The organism is Microbacterium marinum (genome assembly GCF_014204835.1).
Taxonomy (GTDB): Bacteria; Actinomycetota; Actinomycetes; order Actinomycetales; family Microbacteriaceae; genus Microbacterium; species Microbacterium marinum.
The window spans coordinates 2,857,112-2,875,502 of the sequence record NZ_JACHMD010000001.1 but is presented as its reverse complement, the minus strand read 5'-3'; the positions used below and the strand labels follow the sequence as shown (position 1 = coordinate 2,875,502).

The 18,391-nt window shown below is 70.7% G+C and carries 17 protein-coding genes; 11 read left to right on the top strand and 6 right to left on the bottom strand.

Annotated features, from left to right (window positions below; all coding sequences use genetic code 11):
- The first annotated feature begins 24 nt into the window (after window positions 1-24).
- From BKA24_RS14165 to cofC, 5 genes are read left to right on the top strand one after another with little or no spacing between them, the layout of a single operon-like run.
- Window positions 25-1,533 (top strand): CoA-acylating methylmalonate-semialdehyde dehydrogenase, encoded by a 1,509-nt coding sequence (locus BKA24_RS14165; protein WP_184219616.1) that lies wholly within the window; start codon window positions 25-27, stop codon window positions 1,531-1,533.
- 10 nt (window positions 1,534-1,543) lie between these two features.
- Window positions 1,544-3,802, top strand: coding sequence for a 7,8-didemethyl-8-hydroxy-5-deazariboflavin synthase CofG (cofG, locus tag BKA24_RS14160; protein WP_184219612.1), 2,259 nt, complete (start codon window positions 1,544-1,546; stop codon window positions 3,800-3,802).
- The gene (locus BKA24_RS14155; protein ID WP_184219610.1) at window positions 3,799-5,253 is read left to right on the top strand and encodes an FAD-dependent oxidoreductase; all 1,455 of its coding nucleotides are present in this window, start codon (window positions 3,799-3,801) and stop codon (window positions 5,251-5,253) included. The genes cofG and BKA24_RS14155 overlap by 4 nt, the downstream gene beginning before the upstream one ends.
- Entirely contained in the window at window positions 5,250-6,254 is a 1,005-nt protein-coding gene (gene fgd / locus BKA24_RS14150) for a glucose-6-phosphate dehydrogenase (coenzyme-F420) (protein ID WP_184219607.1), read from the top strand. Before BKA24_RS14155 ends, fgd begins: the two co-directional genes overlap by 4 nt.
- Entirely contained in the window at window positions 6,251-6,850 is a 600-nt protein-coding gene (gene cofC / locus BKA24_RS14145; RefSeq protein WP_184219604.1) for a 2-phospho-L-lactate guanylyltransferase, read from the top strand. The genes fgd and cofC overlap by 4 nt, the downstream gene beginning before the upstream one ends.
- Window positions 6,851-6,880: 30 nt before the next feature.
- On the opposite strand, the gene BKA24_RS14140 is transcribed toward cofC, so the two are convergent.
- On the bottom strand, window positions 6,881-8,239 hold the full coding sequence (locus tag BKA24_RS14140; protein WP_184219601.1) for an HNH endonuclease: 1,359 nt from the start codon (window positions 8,237-8,239) through the stop codon (window positions 6,881-6,883).
- A 72-nt stretch (window positions 8,240-8,311) separates the two neighbouring features.
- Here BKA24_RS14140 and BKA24_RS14135 point away from each other — a divergent pair, with 72 nt between their 5' ends.
- On the top strand, window positions 8,312-9,142 hold the full coding sequence (locus tag BKA24_RS14135) for an aldo/keto reductase (protein ID WP_184219599.1): 831 nt from the start codon (window positions 8,312-8,314) through the stop codon (window positions 9,140-9,142).
- A gap of 14 nt (window positions 9,143-9,156) precedes the next feature.
- On the opposite strand, the gene BKA24_RS14130 is transcribed toward BKA24_RS14135, so the two are convergent.
- Both BKA24_RS14130 and BKA24_RS14125 read right to left on the bottom strand, forming a co-directional pair.
- Window positions 9,157-10,326, bottom strand: a complete 1,170-nt coding sequence (locus BKA24_RS14130) for an RtcB family protein (protein ID WP_184219596.1) — start codon at window positions 10,324-10,326, stop codon at window positions 9,157-9,159.
- Between the two features lie 287 nt (window positions 10,327-10,613).
- On the bottom strand, window positions 10,614-11,402 hold the full coding sequence (locus BKA24_RS14125; RefSeq protein WP_184219592.1) for a siderophore-interacting protein: 789 nt from the start codon (window positions 11,400-11,402) through the stop codon (window positions 10,614-10,616).
- 108 nt (window positions 11,403-11,510) lie between these two features.
- Here BKA24_RS14125 and BKA24_RS14120 point away from each other — a divergent pair, with 108 nt between their 5' ends.
- From BKA24_RS14120 to BKA24_RS14105, 4 genes are read left to right on the top strand one after another with little or no spacing between them, the layout of a single operon-like run.
- Window positions 11,511-12,491 carry a siderophore ABC transporter substrate-binding protein gene (locus BKA24_RS14120; protein WP_184219589.1) on the top strand — a complete coding sequence of 327 codons (981 nt, stop codon included), beginning with the start codon at window positions 11,511-11,513 and terminating at the stop codon, window positions 12,489-12,491.
- Window positions 12,491-13,483 (top strand): ABC transporter permease, encoded by a 993-nt coding sequence (locus BKA24_RS14115; RefSeq protein WP_184219587.1) that lies wholly within the window; start codon window positions 12,491-12,493, stop codon window positions 13,481-13,483. The genes BKA24_RS14120 and BKA24_RS14115 overlap by 1 nt, the downstream gene beginning before the upstream one ends.
- On the top strand, window positions 13,476-14,516 hold the full coding sequence (locus BKA24_RS14110) for an iron chelate uptake ABC transporter family permease subunit (protein WP_343066132.1): 1,041 nt from the start codon (window positions 13,476-13,478) through the stop codon (window positions 14,514-14,516). Before BKA24_RS14115 ends, BKA24_RS14110 begins: the two co-directional genes overlap by 8 nt.
- A complete protein-coding gene (locus tag BKA24_RS14105) occupies window positions 14,513-15,268 on the top strand; it encodes an ATP-binding cassette domain-containing protein (RefSeq protein WP_184219583.1) in 756 nt (251 codons plus the stop codon). The genes BKA24_RS14110 and BKA24_RS14105 overlap by 4 nt, the downstream gene beginning before the upstream one ends.
- Here BKA24_RS14105 and BKA24_RS14100 read toward each other — a convergent pair.
- Entirely contained in the window at window positions 15,265-15,480 is a 216-nt protein-coding gene (locus BKA24_RS14100) for a hypothetical protein (RefSeq protein ID WP_184219580.1), read from the bottom strand. The two genes, BKA24_RS14105 and BKA24_RS14100, sit on opposite strands and share 4 nt — an antisense overlap.
- Window positions 15,481-15,531: 51 nt before the next feature.
- On the opposite strand from BKA24_RS14100, the gene BKA24_RS14095 reads away from it, so the two are divergent.
- Complete coding sequence (locus tag BKA24_RS14095) at window positions 15,532-16,359, top strand: alpha/beta fold hydrolase (protein ID WP_184219577.1); 828 nt, start codon at window positions 15,532-15,534, stop codon at window positions 16,357-16,359.
- A gap of 2 nt (window positions 16,360-16,361) precedes the next feature.
- On the opposite strand, the gene BKA24_RS14090 is transcribed toward BKA24_RS14095, so the two are convergent.
- Window positions 16,362-17,297 (bottom strand): DNA-3-methyladenine glycosylase family protein, encoded by a 936-nt coding sequence (locus BKA24_RS14090; protein ID WP_184220831.1) that lies wholly within the window; start codon window positions 17,295-17,297, stop codon window positions 16,362-16,364.
- 61 nt (window positions 17,298-17,358) lie between these two features.
- Window positions 17,359-18,075 carry a winged helix-turn-helix domain-containing protein gene (locus tag BKA24_RS14085; RefSeq protein WP_184219574.1) on the bottom strand — a complete coding sequence of 239 codons (717 nt, stop codon included), beginning with the start codon at window positions 18,073-18,075 and terminating at the stop codon, window positions 17,359-17,361.
- Window positions 18,076-18,391 lie beyond the last annotated feature (316 nt).

Genomic DNA, 18,391 nt, shown 5'->3' with positions numbered 1-18,391 from the left:
CCCGCACCGCATTCCGGAGGAATCATGACCGACCAGACTTCCACGCCCGTGCTCGAGCACTGGGTCGACGGCGCCCCGTGGAGCGGCGACTCGGGCCGCACCGGCCCGATCCACAACCCCGCGACCGGCCGCGTGAGCGGGCAGGTCCGCCTGGCGACCAGCGCCGACGTCGGCGTCGCCGTCGAACGGGCCGCCACAGCCCTCGCCGGCTGGCGCGACGCGAGCATCGCCAAGCGGCAGGGCGTCATGTTCTCGTTCCGCGAGATCCTGAACGCCCGCAAGCAGGAGCTCGCCGAGATCCTCACCGCCGAGCACGGCAAGGTCCTCTCCGACGCGCTCGGTGAGATCGCCCGCGGCCTCGAGGTCGTCGAGTTCGCCTGCGGATCGGGGCACCTCCTCAAGGGCGAGTACTCCGACAGCGTCTCGACCGGTGTCGACGTCTACACCCTGAAGCAGCCGGTCGGGGTCGTCGGGGTCATCAGCCCGTTCAACTTCCCGGCGATGGTGCCGCTCTGGTTCCTGCCGATCGCGCTCGTCGCGGGCAACACGGTCGTGCTCAAGCCGAGCGAGAAGGACCCCACCGCGTCGGACTGGATCGCGCGCGCGTTCGCCGACGCGGGGCTGCCGGGCGGTGTGCTGAACGTCGTCCACGGCGACAAGGAGGCCGTCGACGCCATCCTCGACCACCCCACGGTCGGCGCGGTCTCCTTCGTCGGATCGACGCCGATCGCTCGCTACATCTACGAGCGGGCGAGCGCGAAGGGCAAGCGCGTGCAGGCTTTGGGCGGCGCGAAGAACCACATGCTGGTGCTGCCGGATGCCGACCTCGACCTCGCCGCCGACGCCGCCGTGAACGCCGGATTCGGTTCGGCGGGAGAGCGGTGCATGGCCGTCTCGGTGCTGCTCGCGACCGAGTCGATCGCCGACGCACTGGTCGGCAAGATCGCGGAGCGCGTCGCGACGCTCCGCACTGGCGACGGCACACGCGGCTGCGACATGGGGCCGCTCATCACCCGAGAGCACCGGGACAAGGTCGCCGGGTATCTCGGTGTGGCCGAAGCCGACGGCGCCGAGATCGTCGTCGACGGCCGCGACGTGGTGCCGGATGCCGACGGCGACGGCTTCTGGCTCGGCCCGACACTCATCGACAAGGTGCCCACCTCGTCGGCCGTCTACACCGACGAGATCTTCGGCCCGGTGCTGTCGGTCGTGCGGGTCGCCGGCTACGAGGAGGGTCTCGCGCTCATCGAGGCGAGCCCGTACGGAAACGGCACCGCGATCTTCACGAACGACGGCGGCGCCGCCCGTCGCTTCCAGCGCGAGGTGAGTGTCGGCATGGTCGGCGTGAACGTGCCGATCCCCGTTCCCGTCGCGTACCACTCCTTCGGCGGCTGGAAGGCGTCGCTGTTCGGCGACGCCAAAGCGTACGGACCGCAGGGCTTCGCGTTCTTCACCCGGGAGAAGGCGGTGACCTCGCGCTGGCTCGACCCGTCGCACGGCGGCCTCAACCTGGGCTTCCCACAGCACGACTGAGAGATCCGCCATGCCCCACCTCGACGACACCCTCACCGAGCCGGACGAGGCCGAGCGCCTGCTCGCCGTGACCGGACGGGAGCTCGACGCGCTCATGATGCGCGCCGCAGCCGTGCGCGACACCGGCCTCGCGGCGGCGGGGCGGCCCGGCATCGTGACATACTCCCGCAAGGTCTTCCTGCCGCTGACGACGCTGTGCCGCGACCGGTGCCACTACTGCGCCTTCGTCGACACACCCGCGCAGCTTCTGCGGAAGAAGGCGCCGGCGTATCTCGACGACGCGCAGATCCTGCGTATCGCGCGGGCGGGGGCGGCGCAGGGGTGCAACGAGGCGCTGCTGACCCTCGGCGACCGTCCCGAGGAGCGCTGGCCGGAGGCGCGGGCATGGCTCGATGCCCACGGCTTCGCGTCGACGATCGACTATGTCGCGCACGCTGCGCGGCTCGTGACGGCCGAGACCGGCATGCTCGCCCACGCGAACCCCGGCGTCATGACGCCGGCCGAGCTGGCGACGCTCCGTCCCGTCGCGCCGTCGATGGGCATGATGCTCGAGACGACGTCCCGCGCCCTGTTCGAGACGCCCGGTGCCGCGCACTACGGTTCGCCCGACAAAGACCCGGCACTCCGATTGCAGGTGATCGAGGATGCCGGTGCGGCACGCGTGCCGTTCACGTCCGGCATCCTCGTGGGCATCGGGGAGACGCTCGCCGATCGCGCGGCGTCGCTGTTCGCGCTGCGCGACGCGCACGCCCGTCACGGTCACCTGCAGGAGGTGATCGTGCAGAACTTCCGGGCCAAGCCCCGCACCGCGATGCACGACGCACCCGATGCCGACCGCGACGCGTATCTCGCGGCCGTCGCGGTCGCCCGCCTCGTGCTCGGCCCGGCGATGCGCATCCAGGCGCCGCCGAACCTCAGCGACACCGCCGAGCTCGCGCTGCTGCTTCGTGCCGGGGTCGATGACTGGGGTGGTGTCTCGCCGCTCACCGCCGACCATGTCAATCCGGAGCGGCCGTGGCCTCACCTCGATGACCTTGCGGCGCACACGGCCGCCGCAGGCTTCACGCTCACCGAGCGGCTCACCGCCCACCCCGAGTTCGTGCGGGATGCGCGCGAGTGGATCGACCCTGCGCTGCACCGAGCGGTCACGCGTCTCGCCGACCCGGGGACCGGGCTCGCCGCGACCGATCGGCCTCGGTCGTCCGGTCGACGCCGCGCCGACGACCTGCTCGATCGCGCGGCCACCGCCCCGCGCGACCTCGACGCCGCCGAGTGGGAGCGGTTGCTCGTCGCCGAGGGGCAGGGCCTGGAGCACCTCATCGCCGTCGCCGACGAGGTGCGCCGTCTCACGGTGGGCGACACCGTCAGCATCGTCGTGAACCGGAACCTCACGTCGTCGGGGCTTCGGACTGCGGCATCCGGACTCGGGGAGTTCACCCTCGACGACGCTGCCGACATCGCCCGCGACGCCGCCGCGCTCGGGGCGACCGAGCTGTGCATCCAGGGTCGGATGGAGGCCGCGCTCCCGCCGTCCGCCTACCTCGACCTCGTCCGCACCGTGCGGTCCGCGACCCCCGAGCTGCACCTCCACGCCTACCGGCCGCAGGACATCGCCGACCTCGTCGACCGTGGCGGGATGCCGCTCGCTGAAGCGCTGCGGCAGCTCCTCGCCGCCGGCATCGACACGTTCCCCGGGACCGGCGTGAAGGTGCTCGACGACGATGTGCGTCGCCGCGTCGCGCCGGACGACCTCGACGTCGACCGCTGGCTCGAGATCGTCCGCGCCGCCCACGGCGCGGGACTCCGTTCCACATCGGTGCTGTTCTACGGGCACGTCGAGACCGCGGCGCAGCGCGTCGCGCACCTCCTGACACTGCGTGGCATCCACGACGAGACCGGCGGCTTCAGCGAGTTCGTTCCGATCCCGCTGCCGGGTCACGGGGCGGCGCTCGCCGACCGTGCGCCCCTCGACGAGCACCGCGCGATGGTGGCGGTGTCGCGGCTGCTGCTGAACGACGGCATCCGACACGTCCAGATCCCGTGGACGCGCCACGGTGCCGCGACCGCCGCAGAACTGCTCCGCGCCGGTGGCGACGACCTGGGCGGCACGCTCCTCGATGGCCGGGTGCGCCCCGACACCGGCATCGAGCAGGGGCTCGAGCTGCCGCTGCACGCGGCGGAGCGGCTCGTGTCGGGACTGTTCCGGCGCCTTCGGATGCGGACGACCGACTATGGCACGCCCACCGCGACCCGTGAGCGGGCCGCGTGACCGGGCACGTCGACGCGGTCGTCGTCGGGGCGGGGTTCGCGGGCGTCCTCGCCGCGATCGAGCTGCGCGAGGCCGGGCGCGAGGTCGTCGTCGTCGAACGCGCCGACCGGGTCGGCGGCACGTGGCGCGACAACGTCTACCCGGGGGTGGCGTGTGACGTGCCGGCGCATCTGTACAGCCTCGAACGGCACCCCAACCCCGACTGGACGGCCGAGTTCGCTCCGGGGGCCGAGATCGCCGCCTACCTCGAGCGGGTCGTCGACGACAGCGGCATCCGGGCATCGATCCGATTCGGGAGTGCGCTGACGGATGCCGCGTGGGACGAGACCGCGCAGCATTGGCGGCTGGCGTTATCAGGAGGTGGGCCGCAGACGGCAGATGTGCTCGTTCTCGCCTGCGGCCGTCTCGCCGAACCGCACGTGCCCGACATCCCCGGCCTCGCGGGCTTCCGCGGAACCGTCATGCACACGGCCCGATGGGATGCCTCGGAGCCGGTCGCGGGCACCAGGATCGCCGTCGTCGGCACCGGGTCCAGTGCGGCGCAGCTCGTGCCCGAGCTCGTCGCGGCGGGTGCCGAGGTCGTGCTGTTCCAGCGCTCACCCGCGTGGATCCTGCCTCGCGGCGGGCGCCGCTATGACGCGGCCGACCGCGCCGCGTTCGCCGCCGACCCCGGCCGCATCGCGGCGCTGCGCGCCGAAGCTCTCGGTGGAGATGACGAGCGCTTCTCGGCGCGGGCAGGCGAGACCGCGGCATCCGCTCGTGCCGTGCGCACGGCGCAGGCGCACCTCTCGGGACAGGTGCGCAGCCGAGGGCTGCGCCGACGGCTGACCCCGACCGACCCGTTCGGGTGCAAGCGGGTCGTTCTGTCCGACACGTTCTACCCTGCGGTCGCGTCGCGCGCCGTGACGCTCGAGGCATCGGCGCTGGCCGCGGTGCACGGCGACACGCTCGTGGGTTCGTCGGGCGTTCGCCACCGGGGAATCGACCGCATCGTGCTGGCGACCGGGTTCGAGACGAGCGAGCAGCCGTTTGCCGCTCTCGTACGCGGTGAGGGCGGCGTGACCCTCGCCGAGCACTGGGCGCACGGCATGACCGCCGTCGGCACGGTGGCGGTCGCGGGCTTTCCGAACCTGTTCGTGGTGAACGGTCCGAACGCGGCGTTGCCGCACTCGTCGTCGCTGCTCGTGCTCGAACGGCAGGCGGCGCTCGTGCGGGAGCTGACGGCAGCCGGCGGCGTCGTTCGCGCGCGGCCCGAGGCGGAGCGTGCCGCCACGGCGGCGATCGCCGACCGTGTCGAGGGCACGCCGTGGGTCGCCGGATGCCGCAGCTGGTATCGCGACGCACGCTCGGGCCGGGTCACGCTGCTGTGGCCGGGCACGACCGACGACCTCGACTCCGCGATGCGCGCCGCCGTGCGCGACGCGTTCACCGTGACGGAAGGAGCCCGATGACCATCCGCTTCGGCTACAAGGCGTCGGCTGAGCAGTTCGGCCCGGCGAAGCTGCTCGAGTACGCGGTCGCCGCCGAGCAGGCGGGCTTCGACAGCGTCTACATCTCCGACCACTTCCAGCCGTGGATGCACGACGGCGGGCATGCGCCCGCAGCGCTGCCCTGGCTCGGTGCTCTCGGTGCGCGCACCTCCCGCATCGTCATGGGCACGTCTGTGCTGACGCCCACGTTCCGGTATCACCCGGCCGTCGTCGCGCAGTCGGTGGCGACGCTCGCCGTGCTTTATCCCGGCCGCGTCGTCCTCGGGGTGGGGACGGGAGAGGCGCTCAACGAGGTGACCCTCGGGCTCGACTGGCCCGAGGGGCCGGAGCGGTTCCAGCGGCTCAAGGAGTCGATCGGTCTGATGCGCGAGCTGTGGGAGCGTGAGCGCGTCACCTTCGACGGCTCCTTCTACCGGGTATCGGATGCCACGGTCTACGACCGCCCGGACGAGCCGATCCCCGTGTACATCGGCGCCGCCGGTCCCGCCGCCGCGCGGCTGGCGGGGCGGATCGGCGAGGGGTTCATCACGACGAGCGGCAAGGATCCCGCTCTCTACACCGAGACGCTCCTGCCCGCGGTGGACGACGGCATCGCGAAGGCGGGACGGGCGTCGAGCGAGGTGGACAGGATGATCGAGGTGAAGGTGTCGTATCACCCCGACCTCGAGGCGGCGCGTGAGCGCACCCGGTTCTGGGCACCGCTCGCGCTGTCGCAGGAAGAGAAGATGGGCATCCACGATCCGCGCGAGATGCAGCGTCGCGCCGCCTCGCTGCCGATCGAACGCGCGGCATCCCGCTTCATCGTCTCGGACGATCCGGACGAGCACGTCGAGCGCATCGCCGCGTACGTCGAAATGGGGTTCCGGCAGCTCGTCTTCCACGATCCGGGCGACGACCAGCTCGCCTTCCTGCAGCGGTATGCCGACGACATCCTGCCGCGGCTGCGGAAGAGGTTCGCGTGAGCGGGGCGTGGACGGTGATGATCCCGGTGAAGCCGTTCGCCGAGGCGAAGTCCCGGCTCGGGGTGGTCGGTGAGGCGCGCTCCGACCTTGCCCGGGCGCTCGCGCTCGACACGATCGAGGTCGCCGCGCGGACGTCGGGCGTGGAACGCGTCGTCGTGGTGACGGCAGACGACGGCATCGCGCGGCTTCTGCCCGCGGGCGTCGTGCTCGTGCGGGAGCGCGAGGCGAGCGGCATCGACGCGGCACTGGAACTCGCGGCGTCGCGCATCGGGCTCCGTCGCCACCGCGCGGCGCTCCCGGCCGACCTGGCCGCGCTCGCACCGGCCGAACTGGCCTCCGCGCTCGCGATCGCCGCCGCGGTGCCGCGGGCAGTGGTGGCGGATGCCACGGGCGCCGGGTCCACCCTCGTCACCGCGCGGGCGGGGACAGTGTGGGCGTCGGCGTACGGTTCCGACTCCTTCGCGCGCCATCGTGAACTGGGATGCCAGCCCTTGCCGGTGCGCGCGACGTCCGGGCTGCGGCGAGACCTCGACACCCCAGACGACCTCACCGAACTCCTGCCGCGTGCCGGCGTCCGGCTGCGCGGCGTCGCGTAGCCGTTGCGCTCGCGCTCCGGAGTCGACGTGTCAGAACGGTGCGGCTTCGGTGGATCGAGTGTCGGCAGGAGTGAAGGCGACGGCCGGGGTGGGTGCGTCTTCTCTGTAGATCCTGCCGAGGGGTGAGGTCCATTCGAGGACGCCACCCGTGAGTTGTCGGACCCTCCAGCAGGTGAACTGCTTCATCGAGTGATGTCGCTGGCACAGGTGGCAGAGGTTGCCGCAGTCGGTCTTGCCGCCGAGGGCGCGGTCGTGGTTGTGGTCGATCTCGCACCGGACCGCCGCCTGCCGGCATCCCGGGAACCGGCAGTGCTGGTCGCGGGCTTGGAGGTACCGGCGCATCTTCTCGGGAACCCGGTACGAGTCGACCGCGAGCACCGCACCGGTGACGGGGTGGGTGACGAGGCGCTCCCACTGGGTGTTCCCTGCCGCGAGTACACGGGCGGTGGCTGGGTCGATGGGGGAGCGTCCTACGAGGTCGCAGGCGTCGTGGTCGTCCCCCGCGAGCGAGTGCGCGGGGATGACGACCTGGATGCGGGCGCGGATCTTCCCAAGGGGACCTGCGGAGGTGTCCTTCGTGTCGTCGAGCGCGGGTGTGCCCGCGAGGAGGAGGTCGGCGAAGAGATCCGCACGGACCTGGTCCATCGTGCGGGCATCGGTGGCGACGATCTCCGCGCGCGATGCGTCGTCGTCATCGCACCCGACACCGAGGCCCGCCGCAGCGGCGCGCTCTCCGCGGGTGTCGATGACCGCCCTACCCATTCGGGTGAGGCGGTCGTGGATGCCTTCCGCGATCGCCGTCGGCATCCTCGCGATCAGCTCCGACATCCCGTCGCCGCCGGGCACGATCCGCACGCACCGACCTGCCGAGGCTTCCTCGTGGCGTTCCGAGAACGACCGCGGGTGCAGGTGTTGCGCCAGCATCTCCAGCGCCGGGCGGACCCGGTTGGGGGTGTCGCGTTCGCACTTCGGGATCGCAGCGTCCGCGAACTGGCCGCGCAGGTCGGGCGGGAGAACCGAGCCGGCGGCGACGATCGCGAGGACGTGGCCGCGGACGATGCGGCCCGCTTCCCATGCCTCGAGCACGGTCGGGTAGTCCTCCACGATCGTGCGGGCCTCGTCGATGCGGCGTTGCATGGTCCGGTCGGCGACCCGCATGATCGCGCCGAGTTCAGCTGAGATCGACCGGAGCACCATATCCTGTTCGCGGACCCGTGCGGGTGAGCCGGCGGCCGTCTTCTCGGCCAGCGCAGCCGCGGCGGCGAGCAATCGCATTTCGCGAATCTGCACGGCTGCGGAATCCTGAGCCAGGCCCGCCATCCCGTGAGCGAGCCCGGCGAGAGATGCCGTGAAGGCGTCCGATCCGGGTGTCTCTGCGGGGCTGCTCATACCTCCATTGTGGTGAGGGGTTCCGACATTGAGTGGGCTGATTCAAGCCCCCACCGGGCGTAGCGTGAGGGCATGGTCACGATTCCCACCGTCTCGCTGAACGACGGCACCGCATTCCCCCAGCTCGGCCTCGGCACCTACAACCTCCGGGGCGGGGAGGGCACGCAGGCGATCGTCTCGGCGATCGAGGGCGGCTACCGTCTGCTCGATTCCGCGGTCAACTACGAGAACGAGCGCGAGGTCGGCGAGGCGGTCCGGCGCAGCGGCATCCGTGACGAACTGCTCGTGACCACCAAGGTGCCCGGCCGGGACCACGGCTACGACGAGACGATCGCCAGCGCCCGCGGCTCGCTCGAGCGCCTCGGACTGGACCGCATCGACCTGTACCTCATCCACTGGCCGAACCCGAGCGTCGACAAATTCGTCGACACGTACCGGGCGATGATCGACCTGCAGAAGGACGGTCTCGTCGGGTCGGTGGGCGTCTCGAACTTCACCGAGCCGATGCTCGCCCGCATCATCGAGGCGACCGGCGTCGTGCCCGCGGTGAACCAGGTCGAACTGCACCCCTACTTCCCGCAGGCGCATCTGCGGGCGTTCCATGCTTCGCAGGGCATCCGCACCGAGAGCTGGAGCCCGCTCGCCCGTCGGTCCGAGCTGCTGAGTGAGGAGGTCGTGATCGAGACGGCCGCCGCGCACGGCGTGACTCCGACGCAGGTCGTGCTCCGCTGGCACGTGCAGCTGGGCAGCACTCCCATCCCGAAGTCGGCGGACCCCGTACGGCAGGCCGAGAACGCGGACGTCTTCGGCTTCTCGTTGACGGATGCCGAGGTCGCGGCGATCTCCGCACTCGAGCGCGGTCGCCTGTGGGACGGCGACCCCGACACCCACGAGGAGATGTAGGGGCCGCCGCCCGCTCAGTCGCCCTTCACGTTGACGAGCTGGCGCAGCGTGTGCCGGATCTCGACCAGGTCGGCGGCATCCGCCATGACCCGGTCGATCGGCTTGTACGCCTGCGGGATCTCGTCGATGAAGGCGTCCGTGTCACGGAACTCGATGCCGACCATCGCCTCTCGCAGCTGGTCGTGCGTGAACGTGCGCCGTGCCGCCGACCGGGAGTACTCGCGCCCCGCGCCGTGCGGGGAGGAGTTCAGCGAGAGCGGGTTGCCCAGCCCCGACACGACGTAGGACGCGGTGCCCATCGAGCCCGGGATGAGTCCGGGTCGACCTGCGTCCGCCTGGATCGCGCCCTTCCTCGACACCCACACCTGCTTCCCGAAGTGCTGCTCGCTCTCGGTGAAGTTGTGGTGGCAGTTGATCCGCTCGTGCTCGATCACGTCCTCACCCATCACCTCGGACAGCTGGCACGAGACCCGGTCCATCATCTCCTCCCTGTTCAGGAGCGCGAAGTGCTGGGCCCAGCGCAGCTGCCGGATGTAGTCCCGGAACTCCGCGGTCCCCTCGACGAGGTACGCGAGGTCGCGGTCGGGCAGGTCGATCCACCACTGCTTCGCCAGGCGCTGCGCGATGGCGATGTGGTGCGTGGCGATCTTGTTGCCGACACCGCGGGACCCCGAGTGCAGGAACATCCACACCGCGTCGGTCTCATCGACCGAGATCTCGATGAAGTGGTTCCCCGACCCGAGCGACCCGAGCTGGTTGCGCCAGTGTCCCGCGTGAGACGCGGGGTCGAACTCGTTCTTCGCGGCGAGCTCCTCCAGCTCGGCGATCCGCGGCTCGGCGGTCGCGACGATCTTCCGGTTGTCGCGACCTGCCGACAGCGGGACGGCCCGCTCGATCTGCTCGCGCAGCGCCACGAGGTCGCGCTCGACGAGCTGCGACTTCGTGAACTGGGTGCGGACGGCGATCATCCCGCATCCGATGTCGACGCCGACGGCGGCCGGCATGATCGCGCCCAGCGTCGGGATGACCGATCCGACGGTCGCACCCTTTCCGAGGTGCGCGTCGGGCATGAGCGCCAGGTGCGGGTGGATGAACGGCATGCGTGACGAGGTCCGAGCCTGCTCGACGGTCTTCTCGTCGATGATGCTCGCCCACGACAGCAGCCTGTTCGAGAGCTTCTCCATGGTTCCTTTCCTTCGTGGAGTGGCCGGGATGTCCACGCGCGGAGAGGAACACGCGAAAAACGCCCCGGACCTTGACGGTGCGGGGCGTCTGACGGTGATGGCGTCAGGCGTCGCGCGCCGGAGGGTACGACTCGTACCGGAACGGGCGGTTGCCCTCGTTCCGCTGGAGCAGATCACGCGAGTGCGCGGTCATGAGTCGTCCTCCGGGTTTCGCCACGCCGGTCGGCGCAGCCCTGCAACGTTAGCGGCCCGGGCGTGTCGGCGTCAACGACACGCCCGGGCGTCGCTCAATGCGGGGCGTGGTACTCCGCCTCGCCCGACTTCCAGTAGCCCTTGGCGACGAACTCGTCCGTCGACAGCCCCCACCGGTCGACGAGCAGAGCGCGCGCGGGCTTCACGATCGCCTGTTCCGCAGCGACGAACGCGAAAACCGAGCCTGATGGTCGATCCGCCGCACCGATTCCACCGAGCGTCGCGGCCAGCGCGGTGCCGGGGAAGGCGTCGCCGCGGTGCACCTGCGTGACCGTCACGTCGACCGGTGCGGCGATTGCCAGCTCGTGCGCGGCATCCGTCGTCTCGATGAGCACGCGCCCGACGGCGTCGTCGCCCATGAGCCCAACGAACCGGCGGATCGCGGGGACCGCGGTCTCGTCGCCGGCGAGGAACCACGCGTCGGGCCGCCCCTCGAGCACCATTGACCCGCGCGGCCCGCCGACAGCGACCGAAGCGCCGATCGGTGCGGATGCCGCCCAGGGAGCCGCGACGCCCTCGTCGCCGTGCACCGCGAACTCGACGTCGAGCCACCCTTCCGCGGCGTCCCACGCCAGCGGCGTGTACTCGCGGTTCGGTGCCGCGCGCACGGCCTCGAGGTCAGCGGCGTCCGCGTCGGCGAAGAACAGCCGCATGTGGTCGTCGCTCCCGGGGGAATCGAACCCGATCAGGTCTTCTCCGGTGAGTCGGACGCGCACGTAGGTCGGGGTCTCCCAGGTGCGTGCGGCCAGTGTCGCCCGGCGGAACCGCAGGTCGAGCGGGCGACGCTCCAGCCGGAAGGAGGGGGTGGATTTGACGGAGCTCATGAAGGTAAGGCTACCCTCAGTTGTTCGGCATTCGTCCGGCATCCACCTTTCCGACAGACCGCCGGCGTGCTGATACACGCATGGGCATCTGAGCTGAGGAGCACCTGCATGCGCACATCCCGTCCCCTCGTCGCCGCCTCGATCGGCCTCGTCGCCGCCATCGCCCTCGCGGGCTGCGCGTCGACGACCGAGCCCGCCGCGAACGACGAAGACGCCACGACGATCACCGTCACCGACAACCACGGCGAGCAGACCGTGACCACCCCGCCGCAGCGCGTCGTCGCCACCGACAACCGCACGATCACGCTCCTCGACAGCTGGGGTGTCGAGATCGTCGCCGCGCCGCTCGACATCTTCCCCGAGGGCCTCTCGTACAAGGAAGAGGGCTCCGAGGTCATCAACCTCGGCAACCACAGCGAGCCCGACCTCGAGGCCGTCGTCGCAGGCGACCCCGACCTGATCGTCAACGGCCAGCGCTTCTCGGGCTACTACGCCGACTTCGGGACCCTGGTCCCGGATGCCACGATCGTCGAGCTCGACCCGCGCGAGGGCGAGCCCTTCGACGAGGAGCTCAAGCGTCAGGTCACCGTCCTCGGCGAGATCTTCAACAAGCAGGACGAGGCCGCCGCGCTCGTCGCCGACTTCGACGCATCGATCGAGCGCGTCATCGCCGCGTACGACGCGTCGGAGACCGTCATGGGCGCGATCACCTCGGGCGGCGAGATCAACTACGCCGCGCCGACGACCGGCCGCACCCTCGGCCCGGTGTACGACATCCTCGGCCTCACCCCGGCGCTCGAGTCCGACGGCTCGACCGACCACCAGGGCGACGACATCTCGGTCGAGGCCGTGGCCTCGTCGAACCCCGACTGGCTGCTGGTGATGGATCGGGATGCCGCGGTGAGCGTCAACACCGATGAGGCGTACACGCCCGCGAACGACCTCATCGGCTCGTCCGAGGCACTGCAGAACGTGACCGCGGTCGCCGAGGGTCACGTCGTCTACATGCCCGCGGGCACATACCTCAACGAGGGCATCGAGACGTACACGCAGTTCTTCAACGACTTCGCGGACGCGCTCGAGTCCTGATGTCGACCACGGTCCAGGCGCCCGTCGGGAGCCGACGCTCTCGCGGGCGCCTGTTCACGTGGCCGTTGCTCATCGGCGTCGTCCTCGTCGGTGGACTCGTCGTCCTTTCGCTGTTCGTCGGCGTGTACGACGTCTTCGGCGCACCGGACGGCGCCGAGATGTTCGCGATCACGCGGATCCCCCGCACGGTGGGCCTCATCCTCGCGGGCGCCGCGATGGCGATGTGCGGCCTCGTCATGCAGCTGCTCACGCAGAACCGGTTCGTCGAGCCGACGACCACCGGCACGACCGAGTGGGCGGGTCTCGGCCTGCTCCTGGTGATGCTGCTGTTCCCCGACGCGCCGCTGATGGTGCGGATGCTTGGTGCCGTGGCCGCAGCCTTCATCGGCACCATGCTGTTCTTCCTCTTCTTGCGTCGCGTGATGCTGACGTCCTCGATCATCGTCCCGATCGTCGGCATGATGCTCGGCGCCATTGTCGGCGCGGTCTCGACCTTCATCGCGCTGTCCACGAACATGCTGCAGAGCATGGCGATCTGGTTCACCGGCTCGTTCACGTCGGTGCTGCGGGGCCAGTACGAGCCGCTCTGGATCGTCCTCATCGTGGTCGTGGCGGTCTTCATCGCGGCCGACCGCTTCACGATCGCCGGGCTCGGACAGGACATCGCCACGAACGTCGGCGTGAACTACGCCCGCGTCGTTCTGGTCGGGACGACGCTCATCGCGATCGCCGCCGGCGTCGTCACCGTCGTGGTCGGCAATCTCCCCTTCCTCGGGCTCATCGTCCCGAACGTCGTCTCGATGATCCGAGGTGACGACCTCCGATCGAACCTGCCGTGGGTGGCGCTCGGCGGCATCGCGCTCATCACCGCGTGCGACATCCTCGCCCGCGTCGTGAACATGCCCTTCGAGGTCCCGGTGTCGCTCATCCTCGCGATGATCGGGTCGGTCGTGTTCATCACCCTTCTCCTCCGGCAGCGCCGCCGTGGTTGACGTCTCCGTGAGGCGGGATGCCGCGCCCCGCACCGCCCGCTCGGGCGCCTTCCCGACAGCGGATGCCGCCCGCCGGTACCGCCTGCTCATCGCGGTGTTCGCCGTCGCGGCGGTGCTCGTCGCCGCCGGCATCCTGTGGTGGGACAACCCGGCGCCGGTCGGCACATCGGGGTTCTGGCGGATCGTCGAGCTGCGGGTCTCGAGCGTCGCCGTGATCACGGTCGTGGCGACCTGTCAGGGCATCGCGACGATCACCTTCCAGACGGTCACCGCCAATCGCATCGTCACCCCGTCGCTCATGGGATTCGAGTCGCTCTATACGGCGATCTCGACGGCGGCGATCTTCTTCTTCGGCGCAGCCGGCGCGATCGCACTGCAGGGCGCCGGCCCGTACCTCCTGCAGATCGTCGTGATGCTGGTGTTCTCGGGCATCCTCTACGGCTGGCTGCTGTCGGGGCGGTACGCGAACGTCCAGATCATGCTGCTCGTCGGGATCATCCTCGGCGGCGCGCTCGCCGCGTTCTCGACGTTCCTGCAGCGGCTGCTCACTCCGACCGAGTTCGACCTGCTGACCGCGCGCCTCATCGGCAGCGTCGCGAACGCCGACGTCACGTACTTACCGATCGCCGTTCCACTGCTCGCCGTCGCGGTCGCGGCGCTGTGGATCGGCGGTGGGCGGTTGAACCTGCTCGGCCTGGGTCGTCCGGTCGCGCTCAGCCTCGGGTCGTCGCACCGCCGCGACTCGATCCTGGCGCTCCTGATGGTGTCGATCCTCATGGCGGTCTCGACCTCGCTCATCGGCCCGATGACGTTCTTCGGCTTCCTCGTCGCGATGCTCACCTACCAGCTGGCTGACACCTTCGACCACCGCAGGATGTTCGCGATGTCGGCGCTCGTCGGGTTCGTCGTGCTGGGCGGAGCGTACGTCGTGCTCAAGCACGCCTTCTACGCCGCCGGCTCGGTCGGCATCATCGTCGAGATCGTCGGCGGCACCGCCTTCCTCATCCACCTGCTCCGAAAGGGACGCTTGTGATCTCGCTCACCGCCGTAGAGAAGCGCTACAGCACCGACGTCGCGATCGGTCCGGTGACGCTCGATCTCCCCGCGGGTGGCGTCACTGCGCTCATCGGGCCGAACGGTGCCGGCAAGTCGACGCTCCTCACGATGATCGGGCGGCTGCTCCCCACGGACGGTGGCACGATCTCGGTCGGCGGGCACGACGTCGCCCACACGAAGTCGCGCGAGCTCGCGAAGGTCGTTGCGATCCTGCGGCAGGAGAACCACTTCGTCACCCGACTCACCGTCCGTCAACTCGTCGGGTTCGGCCGCTATCCCCACTCGCAGGGGCGCCTCACGGCGGCGGACGAAGCGGTCATCGACCGCTCCATCGACTTCCTCGGCCTCGAAGGGCTCGAGGGGCGCTACCTCGACGAGCTCTCCGGCGGGCAGCGGCAGCGCGCGTACGTCGCGATGGTCCTCGCGCAGGACACCGACTACGTGCTCCTCGACGAGCCGCTGAACAACCTCGACATCCAGCACGCCGTGCAGATGATGCGGCACCTGCACCGCGCGGCATCCGAGCTCGGGCGGACGATCGTCGTCGTCCTGCACGACATCAACTTCGCGGGTCACTACGCCGACCGGATCTGCGCCATGAAGGACGGCCGTGTGGTCGCACTCGGCGGTCCCGAAGAGATCATGCGCCCAGATGTCCTCTCGGACATCTTCGACACCCCGGTCGATGTCGTCGACGGTCCGCGCGGTCGCGTGGCCGTCTATTACTAGAGTTGCGCCCCGTCGTCGTCGCGGTCGTAGATACCCTCGTTGCGCCCGCGCCGCGATTCGTAGGCGATCAGCCAGCCGATGGAGATCGCCGCGGCGAGGACGAGGCCGACCCAGACGTTCTGCAAGGCGAGCCCGAACAGGATGCCGCCGGCGAACAGCAGCACGGTGCCGAGCGCCCAGAACCCGCGGCCTCGGGGTCGTCGCTGTGCCATGTCGACCAGCCTAGGTCGCGCCGCAGGCGCCGGGGCGTTAGCGTGGCGCGGATGAGGCTCGATCTTCCGGAGGTCCCCGACCACGTCGTCCACGCGAGCGTCGATCGCCCCGGCGCCGGCAGGCCCGTCCTGTTGTGGCATCACGGCTCCCCGCAGACGGGAGCCGTCCTGCCTCCCGTGCAGGCCGCAGCGGATGCCGCGGGTCTCGACGTCGTCTCGGTCGCCCGCCCGGCGTACGGCGGGGCCGCGCGGAGCCTCGGTCGCACGGTCCGCGACGTCGCCGTCGGTCTCGCGCGTGTTCTCGAGGCCCTCGACCTCCGCGACGTCGTCTCCGTCGGCGCCTCGGGCGGGGGACCGCACGCGCTCGCCGTCGCCGCCGTCTCACCCCGCCGGGTCGCCGGTGTCGTGACGCTCGCCTCGATTGCGCCATATCGTCCGGGCGACGACGCATGGTTCGAGGGGATGGCGGATCCCTCGGGGCTCCGCGCCGCCATCGACGGGCTCGGCGCCCGCACCGCCCACGTCGAGGTGGACGAGTTCGACCCGACCAGTTTCGTCGAGGCCGACTACCGTGCGCTCGAGACCACCTGGGCTTCGCTCGGCACCGACGTCGCGGCATCCGATCAGTGGGGACCCGACGGGCTCGTCGACGACGACCTCGCGTTCACCCGGCCCTGGGGATTCGACCTCGCGGAGGTCGAGGTACCCGTGATCGTCGTGCAGGGCGGGCTCGACCGCGTGATCCCGCCCGCGCACGCGACGGCGATCGCCGAGGCCCTGCCGCACGCGCTCCTCCAGCGCATCCCCGACGCCGGGCACATCGCCGTCCTCGATCACCTGCCCGCGGCGCTCGCCGCCCTCGCGGATCTGCGGCGCTGACCTCAGCGGTTCCGGTGATCCTCCGGGTGCAGTCGCGGGCCGCGCCGCGGCTCGACAACGCCGCTCGCGCCGATCAGCCTGATGACGCGCTGCCGATGTCCACGCCACGGCTCCAGGAGCTCCCGCATCCCGTCGTCGTCAACCCGTGAACCGGTGAGCGCGTAACCGACCTGGTGGGCGACGTGGTAGTCGCCGAAGCTGACGGCATCCGGGTCGCCGAAGGCGCGGATGCGGGTCTCCGCACTCGTCCAGACGCCCACGCCCGGCAGGCTCGTCAGCACGCGGTCGCGATCGTCTCCGGTGGTCGCCTCAGCCGCCGCACGTTCGATCGAGGCGCGGCGCCGGGCCGCGGCGACGACGGTGCGGGACTGCGGAGGCTCGAGACCGGCGCGATGCCAGGCCCAGCTCGGGATCATCCGCCATTCAGCCGGAGTCGCGTACATCGGCTTCGGGGTCGGGCCGGGAGCGGGCTCGCCGTAGTGTGTGACGATCCACCGCCATGCACCGAAGGCCTGGAGCCCCGTCACCTTCTGCTCGAAGACGCTGCTGGCGAGCGCGTCGAACACGAGGTCGGTGGCGCCGATGCGCAGGTCGGGCCGGCGTCGGTGCACCTCATCGATGAGCGGATGCCGCGACGCGTCGAACCCCTCCGGGTCGTCGTCCGACCCGCAGAGCCGCGGCAGCTGGTCGAGCGCCCACGCTGCGCCCGCGCCCCACGCTGCCGCGCGGACGGTGCGCAGCCCTGGGCGGATCGCGATCGTCGCGATCCCCTCCGGTGAGCGGACCGCGCGCCACACGACGCCGTCGGCTGTGGTCTGCGTGGGGTCGTGCGCACCGCGCTGCTGGTAGCGGATCGCGCCGAGGACGTCGGTGGGCTGCCGAGGTCGGTACTCGGCCTCGAGGGGTCGGAGCGTGCGGGACGGCGCAGGATGCGGCATCCGTTCGCGCAGTCCCGACCTCATGCCGACACCCTACGTCGGGGTGCTGACAGCGGGAGCGTCAGAAGCGGTCGGGCGAGGGGGTGCCGTGGCCGTAGCGGATGACGACGTCGGCGTGCCGGTCGAACCGGTAGCCGATGCCGCGAACGGTACGGACGATGTCTTCGTACCGGCCGAGCTTCGACCGCAGGCGGCGGACGTGCACATCGATGGTGCGCTCGCCGGGTGCGTCGTCACCGTCGCTGTGGCTCCACAGCGACGAGACGAGCTCGGTGCGCTCGATCGTGCGGCCCTCACGGAGCACGAGGTACTGCAGCAGCTCGAACTCCTTGAACGTCAGCGCGGCGGTCTCGCCGTCGATGTGCACGCGGCGACGGGAGATGTCGATCGTGACGCCTCCTGGGACGTGCTCGTCGAGCGGCTCCTCCGGCTTGGTGCGGGCGACGGCGGCGGGCTCGTGGAGGGCGAGGCGCACCACGTCGACATCGCGTCCCCCCGCGCTCGCCGGAGCGAGAGCGACCGTCGCGTGGGTCTCGGCGGAGGGTGCCAGCTCGGCGATCGTGCGGCGGAGCGCGTCGACGAGCACGGACAGGCTGACACCGTCGGTGGCGGCCTTGACCTCGTCGAGGCCGACGTAGAGGGCGAACCCGCGCGGTGACGTGCCGGCGGGCAGGCCCGTCGGTGCGGGAGCGGCAGGAGCGGCGGCGGGAGTGATGTCCTCGACGGCGCGGAGGTGACGGGCGGTGGCGGGGTGGGTGAGAAGAGCGGAGGTCGACATGGCGATGTCCTTCAGAGGAGGAACCCGGGAATCGTCGGGTTCAGTGGTGTTGCGCGGTGGCCCCCTTCGAGGCCGATGTGCGAGACACCCGGCATCCGCGTCGTGTGCGGAACGGCCGGAGCCTCGGGGGTCTGCGCGACGTCGTCTACAGATACGACGGGCGACCCGACGGGATTACCGTGTCAGCGGCACATTCGGCAACACATGACAGCACGCTGCGGCATCATGATGCCGGCAGTTCCGTTCGCCTCCAGGGCGGACAGAGTGCGTGCGAAGTCAGTCATGTGGCCGATTATGACGAATCGCGTCGCAACGT

Excerpts from the sequence above, each read along its gene's own strand:
- BKA24_RS14085 (WP_184219574.1), bottom strand. The coding sequence starts at position 18,075 with ATGTCGACCTCCGCTCTTCTCACCCACCCCGCCACCGCCCGTCACCTC.
- BKA24_RS14120 (WP_184219589.1), top strand. The coding sequence starts at position 11,511 with ATGCGCACATCCCGTCCCCTCGTCGCCGCCTCGATCGGCCTCGTCGCC.
- BKA24_RS14165 (WP_184219616.1), top strand. The coding sequence starts at position 25 with ATGACCGACCAGACTTCCACGCCCGTGCTCGAGCACTGGGTCGACGGC.
- BKA24_RS14125 (WP_184219592.1), bottom strand. The coding sequence starts at position 11,402 with ATGAGCTCCGTCAAATCCACCCCCTCCTTCCGGCTGGAGCGTCGCCCG.
- BKA24_RS14095 (WP_184219577.1), top strand. The coding sequence starts at position 15,532 with ATGAGGCTCGATCTTCCGGAGGTCCCCGACCACGTCGTCCACGCGAGC.
- BKA24_RS14140 (WP_184219601.1), bottom strand. The coding sequence starts at position 8,239 with ATGAGCAGCCCCGCAGAGACACCCGGATCGGACGCCTTCACGGCATCT.
- cofG (WP_184219612.1), top strand. The coding sequence starts at position 1,544 with ATGCCCCACCTCGACGACACCCTCACCGAGCCGGACGAGGCCGAGCGC.
- BKA24_RS14115 (WP_184219587.1), top strand. The coding sequence starts at position 12,491 with ATGTCGACCACGGTCCAGGCGCCCGTCGGGAGCCGACGCTCTCGCGGG.
- BKA24_RS14100 (WP_184219580.1), bottom strand. The coding sequence starts at position 15,480 with ATGGCACAGCGACGACCCCGAGGCCGCGGGTTCTGGGCGCTCGGCACC.
- BKA24_RS14135 (WP_184219599.1), top strand. The coding sequence starts at position 8,312 with ATGGTCACGATTCCCACCGTCTCGCTGAACGACGGCACCGCATTCCCC.
- BKA24_RS14090 (WP_184220831.1), bottom strand. The coding sequence starts at position 17,297 with ATGCCGCATCCTGCGCCGTCCCGCACGCTCCGACCCCTCGAGGCCGAG.
- BKA24_RS14130 (WP_184219596.1), bottom strand. The coding sequence starts at position 10,326 with ATGGAGAAGCTCTCGAACAGGCTGCTGTCGTGGGCGAGCATCATCGAC.
- fgd (WP_184219607.1), top strand. The coding sequence starts at position 5,250 with ATGACCATCCGCTTCGGCTACAAGGCGTCGGCTGAGCAGTTCGGCCCG.